This is a genomic window from Paenibacillus sp. FSL M7-0656 (assembly GCF_038003225.1).
Lineage (GTDB): Bacteria > Bacillota > Bacilli > Paenibacillales > Paenibacillaceae > Paenibacillus > Paenibacillus amylolyticus.
In genome coordinates, this window is the sequence record NZ_JBBOOT010000001.1 from 4,452,835 (window position 1) to 4,466,527 (window position 13,693).

The 13,693-nt window shown below is 46.0% G+C and carries 13 protein-coding genes; 10 read left to right on the top strand and 3 right to left on the bottom strand.

The window, feature by feature from the left end:
• The first annotated feature begins 25 nt into the window (after positions 1-25).
• The 3 genes from greA (at position 26) to rlmN (ending at position 3,415) form a co-directional block, all read left to right on the top strand.
• Positions 26-502, top strand: coding sequence for a transcription elongation factor GreA (gene greA, locus MHI01_RS19710; protein WP_047840913.1), 477 nt, complete (start codon positions 26-28; stop codon positions 500-502).
• A gap of 283 nt (positions 503-785) precedes the next feature.
• Complete coding sequence (locus MHI01_RS19715; RefSeq protein ID WP_340983911.1) at positions 786-2,141, top strand: sodium-dependent transporter; 1,356 nt, start codon at positions 786-788, stop codon at positions 2,139-2,141.
• Positions 2,142-2,320: 179 nt separating this feature from the next.
• Positions 2,321-3,415: a 23S rRNA (adenine(2503)-C(2))-methyltransferase RlmN gene (gene rlmN / locus MHI01_RS19720; protein WP_340983912.1), complete on the top strand. Its 1,095-nt coding sequence runs from the start codon at positions 2,321-2,323 to the stop codon at positions 3,413-3,415.
• A gap of 162 nt (positions 3,416-3,577) precedes the next feature.
• Here the strand turns inward: rlmN and MHI01_RS19725 are convergent, their stop codons facing one another.
• A complete protein-coding gene (locus MHI01_RS19725) occupies positions 3,578-4,018 on the bottom strand; it encodes a GNAT family N-acetyltransferase (RefSeq protein ID WP_340983914.1) in 441 nt (146 codons plus the stop codon).
• A gap of 212 nt (positions 4,019-4,230) precedes the next feature.
• Here MHI01_RS19725 and MHI01_RS19730 point away from each other — a divergent pair, with 212 nt between their 5' ends.
• The 5 genes from MHI01_RS19730 to MHI01_RS19750 all read left to right on the top strand — a co-directional run bounded on the left by MHI01_RS19730 (position 4,231) and on the right by MHI01_RS19750 (position 9,202).
• Positions 4,231-4,671 (top strand): MarR family winged helix-turn-helix transcriptional regulator, encoded by a 441-nt coding sequence (locus MHI01_RS19730; protein WP_340984882.1) that lies wholly within the window; start codon positions 4,231-4,233, stop codon positions 4,669-4,671.
• Positions 4,672-4,775: 104 nt separating this feature from the next.
• Positions 4,776-5,885, top strand: a complete 1,110-nt coding sequence (locus MHI01_RS19735) for a glycosyl hydrolase family 8 (RefSeq protein ID WP_340983915.1) — start codon at positions 4,776-4,778, stop codon at positions 5,883-5,885.
• 112 nt (positions 5,886-5,997) lie between these two features.
• Entirely contained in the window at positions 5,998-6,873 is an 876-nt protein-coding gene (locus MHI01_RS19740; RefSeq protein WP_036612242.1) for a diguanylate cyclase domain-containing protein, read from the top strand.
• Between the two features lie 160 nt (positions 6,874-7,033).
• Positions 7,034-8,329 (top strand): glycosyltransferase family 2 protein, encoded by a 1,296-nt coding sequence (locus tag MHI01_RS19745; RefSeq protein ID WP_340983916.1) that lies wholly within the window; start codon positions 7,034-7,036, stop codon positions 8,327-8,329.
• Positions 8,330-8,473: 144 nt separating this feature from the next.
• Entirely contained in the window at positions 8,474-9,202 is a 729-nt protein-coding gene (locus MHI01_RS19750; protein ID WP_340031465.1) for a class I SAM-dependent DNA methyltransferase, read from the top strand.
• Positions 9,203-9,401: 199 nt separating this feature from the next.
• On the opposite strand, the gene MHI01_RS19755 is transcribed toward MHI01_RS19750, so the two are convergent.
• Both MHI01_RS19755 and MHI01_RS19760 read right to left on the bottom strand, forming a co-directional pair.
• Positions 9,402-10,184 carry an ABC transporter ATP-binding protein gene (locus tag MHI01_RS19755; RefSeq protein ID WP_340983918.1) on the bottom strand — a complete coding sequence of 261 codons (783 nt, stop codon included), beginning with the start codon at positions 10,182-10,184 and terminating at the stop codon, positions 9,402-9,404.
• A gap of 78 nt (positions 10,185-10,262) precedes the next feature.
• A complete protein-coding gene (locus tag MHI01_RS19760) occupies positions 10,263-11,486 on the bottom strand; it encodes an MFS transporter (RefSeq protein ID WP_340983919.1) in 1,224 nt (407 codons plus the stop codon).
• Positions 11,487-11,603: 117 nt separating this feature from the next.
• On the opposite strand from MHI01_RS19760, the gene MHI01_RS19765 reads away from it, so the two are divergent.
• Positions 11,604-12,407, top strand: a complete 804-nt coding sequence (locus MHI01_RS19765) for an AraC family transcriptional regulator (RefSeq protein WP_340983920.1) — start codon at positions 11,604-11,606, stop codon at positions 12,405-12,407.
• 367 nt (positions 12,408-12,774) lie between these two features.
• Positions 12,775-13,680 carry an ABC transporter permease gene (locus MHI01_RS19770; RefSeq protein ID WP_047841090.1) on the top strand — a complete coding sequence of 302 codons (906 nt, stop codon included), beginning with the start codon at positions 12,775-12,777 and terminating at the stop codon, positions 13,678-13,680.
• Positions 13,681-13,693 lie beyond the last annotated feature (13 nt).

Genomic DNA, 13,693 nt, shown 5'->3' on the forward strand with positions numbered 1-13,693 from the left:
GATAGCAGGATTAGGAGATGGAAAAATGGCTAATGATGAAGTGATTTTGACACAGGAAGGCTTGGAAAAGCTGGAGGACGAACTGAAGGATTTGAAGACGGTGAAGCGTAAGGAATTGGCAGCTCGTCTGAAACTCGCGATCAGTTACGGTGACCTGAAGGAAAATAGTGAGTATCATTCAGCCAAAGATGATCAGGCCTTTATGGAGACCCGAATTTTGATCTTGGAGAAGATGCTGACAAAAGCAAGAGTCATTTCTTCAGATAATATAGACTCCAACAAAGTGAGCATCGGATCGACGGTGTTGCTTAATGACATTGAGTTCGCCGAGAAGATTGAATATAAAGTGGTTGGCCCTGCCGAGGCCGATGTTGCGAATAATAAAATTTCGTACGAGAGCCCGCTGGGCAAGGAGATAATGGGCAAAGAAGTGGGCAGCGTCATTCATGTCAATGCTCCGATGGGCGTTATCAAGTACGAGTTACTTCAAATTAAAGTGTAATTCAAAAAGTGAGGTGCTTCGCAGTCATCCAAATGGCTGAGGGGACACCTCTTTTTGATTCTGTTGGGCTTTGAATGGTTGGGAATACAGATTTGTTGAAACTTCATGCGGTTGGACTAACGGACTTTATCACATACTGTGTTTAAGGAACTTATGAGATGAAGATTTCCGCATGTTTTTTATGTAAAAAAATAACATTTCGACAAATTTCGAATTTCGAATGACCTGACAAGGTGAGTAGTATATAATTACGGGAAAACTTTAAAGTGATGGAGTAGATACGATGAATTTTAGTAAGCCTAATCTAGATCAAGACAACGCTGGCAAAGGAGAACGTTTCTCCCAAGCTGGATTTATCCTGGCGGCCATTGGTAGTTCGGTTGGTCTGGGCAACATGTGGAAATTCCCGTACATTACGGGTGAGAACGGAGGGGCTGCGTTTTTCCTGCTCTTCATCGTCTGTTTGCTGCTCATCGGTCTGCCAGTTCTTCTCGCTGAACTTGCGATTGGTCGCAGTGGCAGAGGTAGTGCAGCTACGGCTTTTATCAAAGCAGGTGGACATAAAGGTTGGCTCGCAGCCGGATTGCTGCAAGTACTGACGCCTTTTATCATCCTTTCTTTTTATGTCATTATTGCTGGCTGGACCTTGCAATATGCAATTACGTCATTCAGTGGAACATTGTTTAACAATCCGGATTATGCGGGACAATTCAATTCCTTCATAGGCGGTTATATGCCGATTGTGTGGCAACTGGTTTCGGTTCTGATCACAGGCTGGATTGTTGCCAAAGGGGTATCTAACGGAATCGAGAAGTTTAACAAGGTACTGATTCCAGCAATGTTGGTACTGCTCATTATCCTGATGATTCGTGCAGTTACATTGCCGGGTGCAGGTGCTGGGGTATCCTTCTTCCTGAATCCGGACTTCTCGCAGCTTACAACCGAATCAGCACTGGTAGCGCTTGGACATGCCTTCTTCTCCCTGTCACTCGGGATGGGTATCCTTGTAACCTATGGTTCGTATGTCGATAAAAATCAATCCCTCGGTGCGGCAACCGTCGCCGTCGGCGCGGGTGACCTGATCTATGCATTCATTGCTGGACTGATCATCTTCCCAACAACATTCTCGTTTGGTATTGCACCGGACCAAGGACCTTCACTGATCTTTGTGGCACTTCCGGCGGCCTTCTCGGCGATGCCACTTGGCTTCTTGTTTGGTGGGCTGTTCTTCATCCTGTTGGCTATTGCGGCATTAACGTCAGCAGTATCCTTGCTGGAAGTTCCGGTGAAATATTTCATGGAACGTTTGTCCTGGAGCCGCAGTCGTTCGGTGTGGGTTATCTCGCTAGCGGTCTTCATCGTGGGACTTCCTTCGGTATTGTCGCTCGGCTTGCTGCCTGAATGGACGATTGGATCGAAGAGTGTGTTCGACTGGATGGACTTTGTAGCATCCAACATCCTGTTGCCTGTAGGTGGACTGCTTGTAACGATTTTTGCCGGATACTTCTGGAAAACGGCTGCTGAAGCTTCCGGTCTGCGTTCCGGATGGTTCCGGGTGTGGCTGTTCATGTTGCGTTACGTAGCTCCGATCCTGGTTTTGCTGGTTCTACTGCACACATCCGGTATCATTCACTTCTAATGGTGAAGGCCCGATAGGGTGAAATATGGTCTGTTGTGCAGATTTACCATGGATAAAACCTCTTGGAAGAAATGCAAAAGCCCTTGTTTTCCCTCGTCAATTTTGGGACAATACGGAGTAGAGGTTTTTTGGGTAGGACCGATAAGCCATATGCTTTTTTGCGAAAAGAGGATTATACAATGAACAAATCATCCATATATGGATTAACATTAGAGCAATTACGTTCCTGGCTACCTGAGCATGGGCAGAAAAAATCCCGTGCATCCCGGATTTGGGAATGGTTATATCAAGAGCGTGTACACGATTTCCCCGCAATGTCCGATGTCCGTCAAGAATGTTTGGCTGTTCTTTCTGAGCACTTCACAATGAACTCGCTGAGCGAACATGTGAAGCAGGAATCGGCAGATGGTACCGTGAAGTTTCTGCTTCGGATGCAGGACGGCAACCTGATTGAGACGGTATTGATGCGGCAGAAATACGGACTTACCGTCTGTGTGACCACACAAGTGGGCTGTAATATTGGCTGTAGCTTCTGTGCGAGCGGTCTGATCAAGAAGAGCCGAGACCTGACCGCTGGAGAGATTGTGGAACAGATTATGCATGTGCAGCGACATCTGGATGCAGCAGGTCAAAACGAACGGGTAACCAACGTAGTTGTGATGGGGATTGGCGAACCATTCGACAACTTCCAGCACATGAGTGATTTCATCGAAGTTATCAAGGATCGCAAAGGATTGGCACTTGCCGCCAAACGGATAACTGTATCCACGAGCGGCCTTCCGGACAAAATCAAGGAATTTGCAGATAGCAGTCTGCAGGTTAACCTGGCGATCTCTCTGCATGCACCTAATAATGAACTGCGTACACACATCATGAAGATCAACCGGGCTTTCCCGATTGAGCAATTGATGGATGCGGTGGATTATTATCTGGCTAAAACGAACAAACGCATCATGTTTGAGTACATCCTGCTACGTGATGTTAACGATCAACGTGAGCATGCCGCGGAGCTCGCTGAACTGTTGTCCAGTCGCAGAAGTATGGTCAGTGTGAATCTGATTCCATACAACCCGGTGGATGAGCACAGTCAGTATCAACGGAGTACAGAAGAATCGATTCTGGGCTTCTATGATACGCTCAAAAAGAACAACATCAACTCCACTGTACGTATGGAACATGGTACGGATATCGATGCTGCTTGCGGACAGTTGCGCAGTAAACAAATGAAGAACAACGCTGCCGAATCCGAGCCAGACCGTCTGGCACTGGGATAAGATACAACGCGGAGCTGGCAGGTAAGTTAGGATACTTAGTTTCTCTTATCGGTGCCTCTACGTGCCATTTATCGTTGTTGGATTCGCGAATGCGTTGCCTGAATGCAAAACGCCTCTGTATATCACTGAGAAGTGATAACGGAGGCGTTTTTTGGAGTTTCATTATTTCAGTTTTTTGGTCATCAGCAGATGGGGGATGCCGTCTTCCATAAATACTTCCGACGCGGGTGCGTATCCGAGACGTTCGTAGAACCCGGAAGCTTGTACCTGTGCGTGCAGCTTGGCTTTCTCAAGACCATCAGCAACAGCCATCTGCTCCAGCTTGTCGATCAGCACACGGCCCAGGCCGTGTTTGCGGTAATCAAGCATGACACAGATCCGTTCCAATTTGGCGACCTGTTCCACAATGCGCAGTCTGGAGGAAGCGGCAGGTACACCGTCTACGTAGAGCAGAATGTGGCGCGCCTCTGCGTCTAATGTATCATAAACATCGAATTCATCCGCTGCGGGTACGCCTTGTTCTTCGACGAAAATAGCAGTACGAATGGCGAAGCAGGCATCGAGCAATTCCTGATTAGTAACTTCAACAATCGTTGTATTCATGAATGTTTCTCCTTTGGACGATAGTAATCATATCCGGGCATGATAAACTGGTATATAGCATAATCATTGCAGCCGTTCCATGTGAGTATCATGGTTAAAATTTAATCCAATTTAACTGTAGTTATATCACTATTTATGTTGTGAATGCAACAATTTTATAAAAGGGCGTGAGCGCATTGACTGATAAAAAAGAAGTGTTGCGTGAAATTGGCATGATTGCCCGCTGTCTGGATTCGATCAGCAATGTCGAATTTCAACATCTGAACTTGTCCCGAGGCCAATATCTGTATCTTTATCGCATATGTGAGAATCCGGGCATTATTCCCAACCAGCTGGCTGAACTAATCAAAGTAGATCGAACGACAGCGGCCAGAGCGATTAGCAAACTCGAATCCGATGAATTTATTGTCAAACAGTCGGCAATAGACAATAAGAAGAACAAGTTGTTATTTCCGACAGAAGCTGGCCTGAAAGCATGGGAATTCATTCGTAAAGAGGGCGAGCATTCCGACCAGGTGACGCTGGACGGCTTTACGGATGAAGAGATAGAGACCGCGGTTAAGCTTCTCCGCCGAATGCGCCACAACATCGAGGTAGACTGGAAATTTGTCAAAAAGGGCGGACGGCGGTCCTACATGGATATCTCAGAATGAACAATACCTCTATCCTTGACCCCTACATCCCAGACCCTAGCCGAACCGATCTCAAGGAGCAGAGTAGTCATTATCTCACAATAGCAAAAGTACAGGAGGGAATCATGAAGAGAATGAACCGGAAAACAGTAACGTGGTTGGTCATATTGGTGGTCAGTATTGCAGCAGCGTTCATTATTTTCATGAAGGAGCGGTTCGTGATGAATGAATTATCCCCTACAGTATCCTTTGTCCAAGATCATATGACCAATCCCAATGGTTTACTTGCGTCCTATTTGCAGGATGCCACATCCGAAAAAGCGGATATCGTAGCAGGCAGAGAGGTTTTATCTGAATCACTTGGTCTTTGGATGCAATATGCTGTAGCCAAGAACGATCAGGCGTTATTTGAGCAAAGCTATGAGCTGCTGACGACCTATTTCCTCATGCCGCAAAAATATATTGCCTGGAAGCTGGATGCTGAGGGAAAATCTCACGTGACCACCAACGCGCTCGGTGATGATTTCCGAATTGTCGGTGCTTTATTAAAGGCAGCAGATCAATGGCAACAGGGAAGAGAAGCCAAAATGGCAACGGCCTCGGATATTTCCCGTACACTGACGCAGTCGGTTCAGAATAAAGGATATTATGTTGATTTTCACGATTTTGGCAATGGTTACTCCGCGGATATGTTAAGCCTGGTTTATGTGGATCTACCGTCTCTCCAATTAATGGAGAAGCATGAATTGCTGGAGCCGGGCACATATGCCAAGTACGAATCCATGTTGAAGAGTATGCCGGATGACGGGATATTTTATCCGAAAACATTCAATGTGGGGACGAAAGAGTATACATATGATGACACAGTGAATCTGATTGATCAGCTGATCGTAGCGAACCATCTAACTGCGACCAGCCGCAAACCGGACAAGCTCATTGCTTTTTTGAAAAAAGAATTCAATACCCGTCATCAGCTGCCGGGACAATATAAGCGTAGTACTCGCACACCTGCGGTATCTTACCAATCTCCATCCGTATATGGACTCGCGATGCTGATTGCGGTTCAGTCAGGTGATCCAAAATGGGCGAAACAGCTGTATAAGCATATGATCAGCATGCGTAGTCTGGACGCCAGTTATCCAGGCGGATATGTATTTAGTGGAAACACACATATGTTTGATAACCTGTTTCCTTTGCTTGGGGAGACTGAATTACAAAAGTTACTTAAAAAGTAATAAAAATGTCATTTCATATATTCAACAATGTGTTAACATGATGTTTGTCTATTCATGTCATATATTGTTTACTCGAAATATCACTAAACAATCTACTGGAGAGAAGAAACCTATGAGGAATAAAGCACCCATCCTTCGTATTGCATGGGGATATGCGAGTTTGATTGGATTAGCCGTAATCCAGCAGCTCGTTGTCTATCTTAAGATTTATATGAATCAGAGTTATACTACACTGGATGTGGTGTTTAGCATTGTGTCGCTTGGAGCGCTGATCCTGGGTTTTGTGATACCTGTCGGGGTATCTGTCGTCGCCGGATTTATCTATCTGGTCTCTTATTTTGTATGGCTTGTTACCTACGCGGATGTAAGTGTACTTACGTTCTCTTGGTGGCTGCTCATTCCAGCCAATGTGGCTGTGGCTGCTTTTATCAAGGCAAGTCTTGTACGCAATGCGCGTGTCATGGAGCGTCTGCAGGAGCTTCAGGAGCGTAATCCGGAGATTGATCTGGATACCTCCCTGGGCAATAAGGATGCACTTGCGGATACGCTTGTTAAGCAAAGTAATCTAGCCAGACGTTATTCGGAGCAATATGGATTCAGCATGGCGATGTTCAAGATTGAGTTTTTGCCGTTGGTACTGGAATCACTCGGTTCCGTACGTTATGCACAGTTCCTTCTTGAACTATCCACTACCATACAGAAGCAGATTCGGTTTGAGGATTATAAATTTTTTGTGGATCGAGGACGTTTTGTGATTATCTGTCCAATGACCAATGTGGAGTACTTGCCCATCCTGACACAACGGATCAAAAAAGCCATGATGGATCTGCAAATCATCGATAAAAAGGGAAATGAGTTGCAGACGGTTATTCGATCGGGTGCACTGGTATTCCAGAAGGAACAATTCAGTAAGTATGAGGATATCGATGCTGTTATTGCGGCACTGGAACGGAACACAGAGACAGATCTCATTGGTGAATACATCTAGATGCTATGGGGGAGGAGTATTTCTGTGAATTATTTAACATGGTTTGTTCCATTATGTATTGTAGTTAGCAGTTTCTTTGCCATTACGATTCTTATATTAACCTTTGCGACTCTTCGTTTTCGAGGGAAAATTAACAGGAAATATGATCGGAGGAAATTGAATGGCTGATTTCCTGCTGTTGATGTCCATCCTCAGTATTTGGATATCCGTCACCGAGTCGATTGTCATTATGGCTGGAGCTATTCGTTTCATTAACAAACAAGAAAAAAAGGGAATTCAAATTCCTGAAAGTATGGATGATTACCCCACTGTGACTGTCATGGTGCCTGCGCATAATGAAGGGGTAGTTATCGTGTCTACCGTTGAGCATATATTGCGTCTGAACTACCCTGAGCATAAAGTTCAAGTTATTGTTATTGCAGATAATTGTACAGATAGTACAGCAGAGCACCTGAAGGAACTCAAGGCCAAGACGAGTTATGCAGATCGTGACTTTACCATTCTGGAGCGTACCGGTACAGGTGGGAAGTCGGGAGCTTTGAATGATGGCCTTGAACTGGCGTGGGGAGAATGGATATGTATCTATGACGCAGATGCGGCGCCTGAGCGGAATGCATTGATGTTTTTGACACAAAAAGCATTGGAAAACCCGGAGAAGTATGGTGCTGTATTTGGTCGAAACAAAGCTCGTAATCGGGGTCAGAATTTTCTCTCCCGTTGCATTAATCTGGAACTTGTAACGGTCCAACGTGTTCACCATACGGGGCTATGGGAGTTATTCAAACTGGGCACGATTCCTGGTACGAACTATATTATCAAGGCAGCACTGATCCGTGAGATTGGTGGATGGGACCCTGATGCGATCACGGAAGATACGGCCGTGTCGTTTGATATTCTTACTCGGGGTCAGCTTATTGCATTAGCGCCACAAGCAGAGGCTTACCAGCAGGAACCTGAGCAATTATCGGTATATATGAAACAGCGCCAGCGCTGGTCCAAGGGAAATTACCAGGTTGTTATCGACAATGTGAAGCATTTATTTGACCGTACTAGCTGGAGAATTAAACTGCATGTTCTGTACTATGCTGCAAGTTATTTCTGGTTTATGATCGCTATTATTGTATCGGATATTATTTTTGTCTCGAATCTAGTGTATCAGGTTATTGCATTATTTAATCCGAATGTCATTTCTCCCTTCCAGTTCTCAGGGGATGTTTACGTGTATCTCGTAATAGCATGGGCATTAATGTACTACATTTATGTACTACAAATTAATCTCGCACTCTCAGCAGATATTGGGCAAAGCAATACGCAGAATTTTATTGTGGCCTGCCTCTCCTATTTCACATATGCCCAGTTATTTCTGGTCATATCCGTCAAAGCATTTATCTCGCTTATTGGAGATAAGCTATTCCGGAGAGAAACCAAATGGTACAAAACGCAGCGTTTTGGCTGAGAAACATCAACTTATAAATGAAGGGCTGTTTTCTGGATTCGTTCAGAAGGCAGTCTTTTTTACTATGGAAAGATTGGTTGGCATTATGTATACTCTTTCAGGCTGTACATTGAACGTTGCATAAAGGAAACGGAGGCATGTGGAATGGGCTACAGGGGACCTGAGTTTTACGATAATGAGGAAAACTTTGAGAAGTATATGGAACGCCGCCAGTGGCAGGAGAATGCCAATGATACGTTAGAGAAACCCGTTATGCTAGAGCTGATCGGAGACGTTGCGGGCAAGAGCATACTGGATCTTGGCTGCGGGGATGCGAGGTTTGGCGTAGAATTGCTCCGTTCTGGTCAAGAGGGTACAACTTACACGGGAGTTGAAGGTTCACTGAATATGGTGCGGGCAGCTAACGAATCGGTTAAAGGCACGAATGCACAGATTGAACAGGCATTCATGGAAGACTGGACCTATCCGGTAGGTACATACGATCTGGTTATATCCCGACTGGCTGTTCACTACATCGAGGATGTGGAGAGCCTATTCCACAAGATATATAACACGTTAAATGAAAATGGCACATTCATATTTTCGGTAGAACATCCTGTTATTACATCCACCCTGCAGCCCTCGGGAACCCGAACCAATTGGGTAGTTGATCAGTATTTTGTGGAAGGATTCCGTGAGCAGCAGTGGCTGGGCGGTTCTGTGAAAAAGATGCATCGTTCCATTGAATCCTACTTTATGGCATTGCAGCGGGCAGGGTTCCGTGTAGAACATTTACGTGAGTCAGCACCACAACGTGCTTATTTTGTAAACGAGGAAACCTATCTGCGCAGGCAACGCATTCCGCTATTTCTGTTTTTAGGTGTGCGAAAATAGGTTAGTGGTGAAACGTATAGATAAATAGATGAAACCGTAAAGTTATACTCATAAATTAGAAAGTTCTACACAGAAAACGGTGGATAACACTAGATATAGCAGTTAAAAGCCCAAAATCTATCCACATGTGGATAAGATATTGGGCTTTTACTGTTAAGTTTCTTCACCTATGTTACGTTTGCTGTGTATAACCCCGCAATTATGAATCCGCCGCTGCTCTGACATAGACACGTTCTCCGTGCCGATCCACTTCCACAGGTGCCTCGAAAAAGTTGCTCAGCACTTCCGTATTCATCAGATCGCCAGTTAATCCACTACGGACGACTTCGCCCCGGCGAAGCAGAAGGCTGTGACTAAAGACAGGCAATATTTCTTCGGTATGATGGGTGACATAGATGAGTGAAGGGGTATCTGGGCGCTGTGATAATTCACGGATGCTCTCCAGCAGTCGCTCTCTTGAGAAAAGATCCAGTCCATTGCAAGGCTCGTCCAGAATGAGTACGCGCGGATTGGCCATCAGTGCTCGGGCAATGAGAAGTTTCTGTTTCTCGCCTTGAGAGCAGGTACGATATTCGCGATCCCACAGGTGCTGACAACCCAGCGTTTGCATCAATTCCTGTGCCTGATCCAGATCATCATCTGACAGCTTGTCATATAGGCCAATGGTGGCGTGTTTGCCGCTGATCACGACATACTGCGTGCGGTCTGTGCCATGCAATTTCTCTTGCAGAGATGAACTGACCCAGCCAATGGATTTGCGAAGCTGTCTCAGATCCACATCACCATATTCATGGCCTAACACGGATATCTTGCCTTCGGTCGGCCAGAGATATCCGGTGATCATGTTCAGGAGTGTTGTTTTGCCTGAGCCATTCAGGCCAAGCAACGCCCAGTGTTCACCGTCATTAACCTGCCAGTTCACATCGTTCAATAGGGTAAGGGGTCCCCTTTTCCAAGTAACATGCTGTACATCAATAATCATGCGTTATTCCTTCCTTCTGATATCCTTGAGTGTCTTAGGTGTATTGTAGTCACAAAATCAGTGAGGTTTCAACGGTTATCACGCTGTTCTTGGTTGGTCCTTGCGCAGAAATACAGCACACACACCAAGCAGTGGCAAAAACGAACATAACTTGATAACAAACGAAATGCTAGTCACGTCAATTAAGGAACCTAACACAACCGAGCCAAGCCCAGCCATGCCAAACGACAGGCCAAAAAACAATCCGGATACCGTTCCAATATGACGAGGAAGCAATTCCTGTGCATAAACAATGATGACGCTGAAGCCGGACATCAGGATTAGTCCAATCATTCCGCACAACACCATGGACAGGACAGGTCCCGCATAAGGTAGCAACAGGGAAAACGGTGCAGTGCCTGCAATGGAGAACCAGATCATCGGTTTGCGTCCGTAGCGGTCAGCGAGTGGGCCGCCGAGCAAGGTTCCGACCATGCCTGCAAATTGCAGAACAAATAGACAGATCTGTGCCTGGGAGAGAGGCAAGTCATATGCATCCGCGTAATAGAAGGCGTAATACCCGGTCATGCCTGCAATATATACGAATTTGGAGAACAGCAGCAGGATGAGAATTCCCATTGTAAAAGCGATGAATCCCCTGCTCACAGGCCGAGCTGCTGGCTCTGCGCCGCTTGATTTTAGAGGGCGTTGCTGACGAATGCGAGTCTCGGTAAGCTTGTCTCTGTACCAACGACTGACAAAAGACTGAATGAAGATGCCGATCAGGGCAAAGCCCATCAGCCATAGAAAACTACGCTGCCCATGTGGCAGCAGGATGAAGGCGACCAGTAATGGAGCAATGGCCTGCCCTGTGTTGCCTCCCACCTGGAAGATCGACTGCGCCATTCCACGTCCACGACCAGCCGCCATATGAGCCACGCGTGAGGATTCGGGGTGCAGGATGGATGAGCCTATGCCAATCAATGCTGCCGAAACAAGCAGCATCCATAACTCGGAAGACAAAGCTAAACCGAGAACACCGATCAGGGAGAATAACATACCTCCGGGAAGCAGGATCGGCATGGGCTTGCGATCCGACATATAACCGACCAGTGGCTGAAGGACGGATGCGGTAATATTCAGGGTGAAGGCAATCCAGCCCATCTGGGCGAAACTGAGCTGCATGGTCTGCTGGAATAGCGGGAATGCAGACGGAACCACCGTCTGCATCGCATCATTCAGCAGATGGGCGAAGCTGACTCCGGCGAGTGCCCAATTGGCGGAGGAGTTGATTTGCATTTTGCTTAAAGTGGCCTGAGCCATGGGAGATCACCTCGAATTATTTTTTTCTATGATAAAAGATGGGAGCAGATCATGTCTTTGTGAAAAGTGCTTGGAAAGTGAGCACGATTTGCTATAATGTCAGCAGGTGAGCAAACGATGGAATTAAACATGACGCTAAATGGGTTGGAATTATGGAAAGCTACCGGAGGGTTTGCGAATGAGCCGCATGTACATGACGACTGGTATCAGCTAACGCTGCCGGTCAGAGGTCAATGTCATCTGGTACAGGAGCGGCATGCATACCCGCTAAGAGCAGGCATAGGGATTATTACTCATCCCCAGACTGAGCATTATTTTGAGATAGGGTCGGATTCGGCTGTCATTGTGATTAAGTTCCGTAAACCGCCATTAGGCAGTTTCGAAGGTGTGGAGTCAAGAGGGGGGCGAGCTGAGTTTCGACCTACCCAGACTTTTGATCCTGCTGAGATCAGCAGTCTGTTTCGTGGCTGGAATTCCATTTTGTTAGATGATGTGCCCGAAATGCTGCAAGTGCAGGAAACAGAAATGGCGATTGAAACGTATCTAAGACGTATGTTGGCGGGGCAGGAAAATGAAAAAAGGACTGTAAATCCCGGCTCATTCATTGATCCTCATCTCCAACGAGTGCTTGATTACATTCACAGTGCCTATACAGGCCCAATGGATATTGATTCGATGGCGATGGTTGCACATCAGAGCCGGTATCATTTTATGCGTTCTTTCAAGGCTCTTACGGGAACAACACCGTATCAATATCTGCTGAATTTGCGCGTAGAAGAAGCGTCCAAGAGGCTTCGCCATACAACGGATTCAGTAACCACAATCAGTTATGAACTGGGATTTTCCAGCGTCAGTCAGTTTTACAGAGCCTTTCAGCGAGTGTATGTTATGACACCGATGGAATATCGGAATCATGTGTAGATTTTAACGGGCAGTCTCGCGAATGCGAGACTGTATTTAGTACGTTACAGCATGCCACTGATTTTTGTTGTTGCCAAACATTGAAGACTTTGCTAAGATGGGAAAAAGTTTATGTAAGCGTATACATTTAGATTAAAATTACAACGTTGTAATTATGGTTATGGCAAGTATTGAAAAGACAGAAATACGGTGTAAGGAGGACTATTTCTAATTAATTATCTCATTAGTGCGCAGAATGATATAGGTTGTTACAAAATGTGAATGAGATGAATAACAAATACGTCAGTGGAATGACAGTTCTTTTTATTCAAAAATTCAAACGTTGTAATTATGTAGCGAAGGGGAGTGTTTCACGTTGAAAAAACGCATGTCCACGCTGTTCAGCCTGATCAGACGGGATAAATATTTGCTACTGATGTTTTCGCCTATCTTTCTGTATTACCTCATCTTCATGTACCTTCCGATGCCTGGCGTGCTGTTGGCATTTCGTAATTTCTTGCCGGGTCAGGGCATGCTCAGCGGGGAATGGGTGGGACTGCGCTGGTTCGAACAGTTCGTGAATTCCATTTACTTCTGGCGACTGCTGCGTAACACATTTCTGCTCGCCTTCCTGCCGCTCTTGTTCGGCTTTTCCATTCCGATTTTATTCGCTGTCTGCATCGTGGAGATCAAGAACCGGACATTCAAGCGATTTGCCCAGACCGTTACGTACCTTCCTCACTTCATCTCCACTGTTGTTGTAGCTGGCATGATTATTAACTTCCTGTCACCAACAGACGGTATTGTGAACACCCTCATCGCGAGTCTTGGCATGGAAAAAGTGAACTTCATGATGGATGCGAGCTGGTTCCGTACCATCTTCACGAGTTCCGACATCTGGCAAAGTTTTGGCTTCAGCTCCATCATCTACATTGCAGCCATTATGGGGATCGACCCCGAGATGTATGATTCCGGCAAAATTGATGGCGTCAACAAATTCCAGGAGCTATGGCACCTGACCCTACCCAGTATCAAACCAACCATCGTCATTCTTCTGCTTCTGTCGCTTGGCGGCATTATGAGTGTAGGTTTCGAGAAAGTATATCTGCTCTACAACGGAGCCACCTACGAAACAGCTGATGTCCTGTCCACCTATGTATACCGGATGGGGATTGAGGGCCAGAATTACGGCTTCGCCACAGCGGTCGGCCTGTTCAACTCCATCATCACCTTTATCCTTGTTTTTGCTGCCAATTCCATGACCCGCCGCCTGACCAAGATGTCACTCTGGTAAGACTATAACCCGG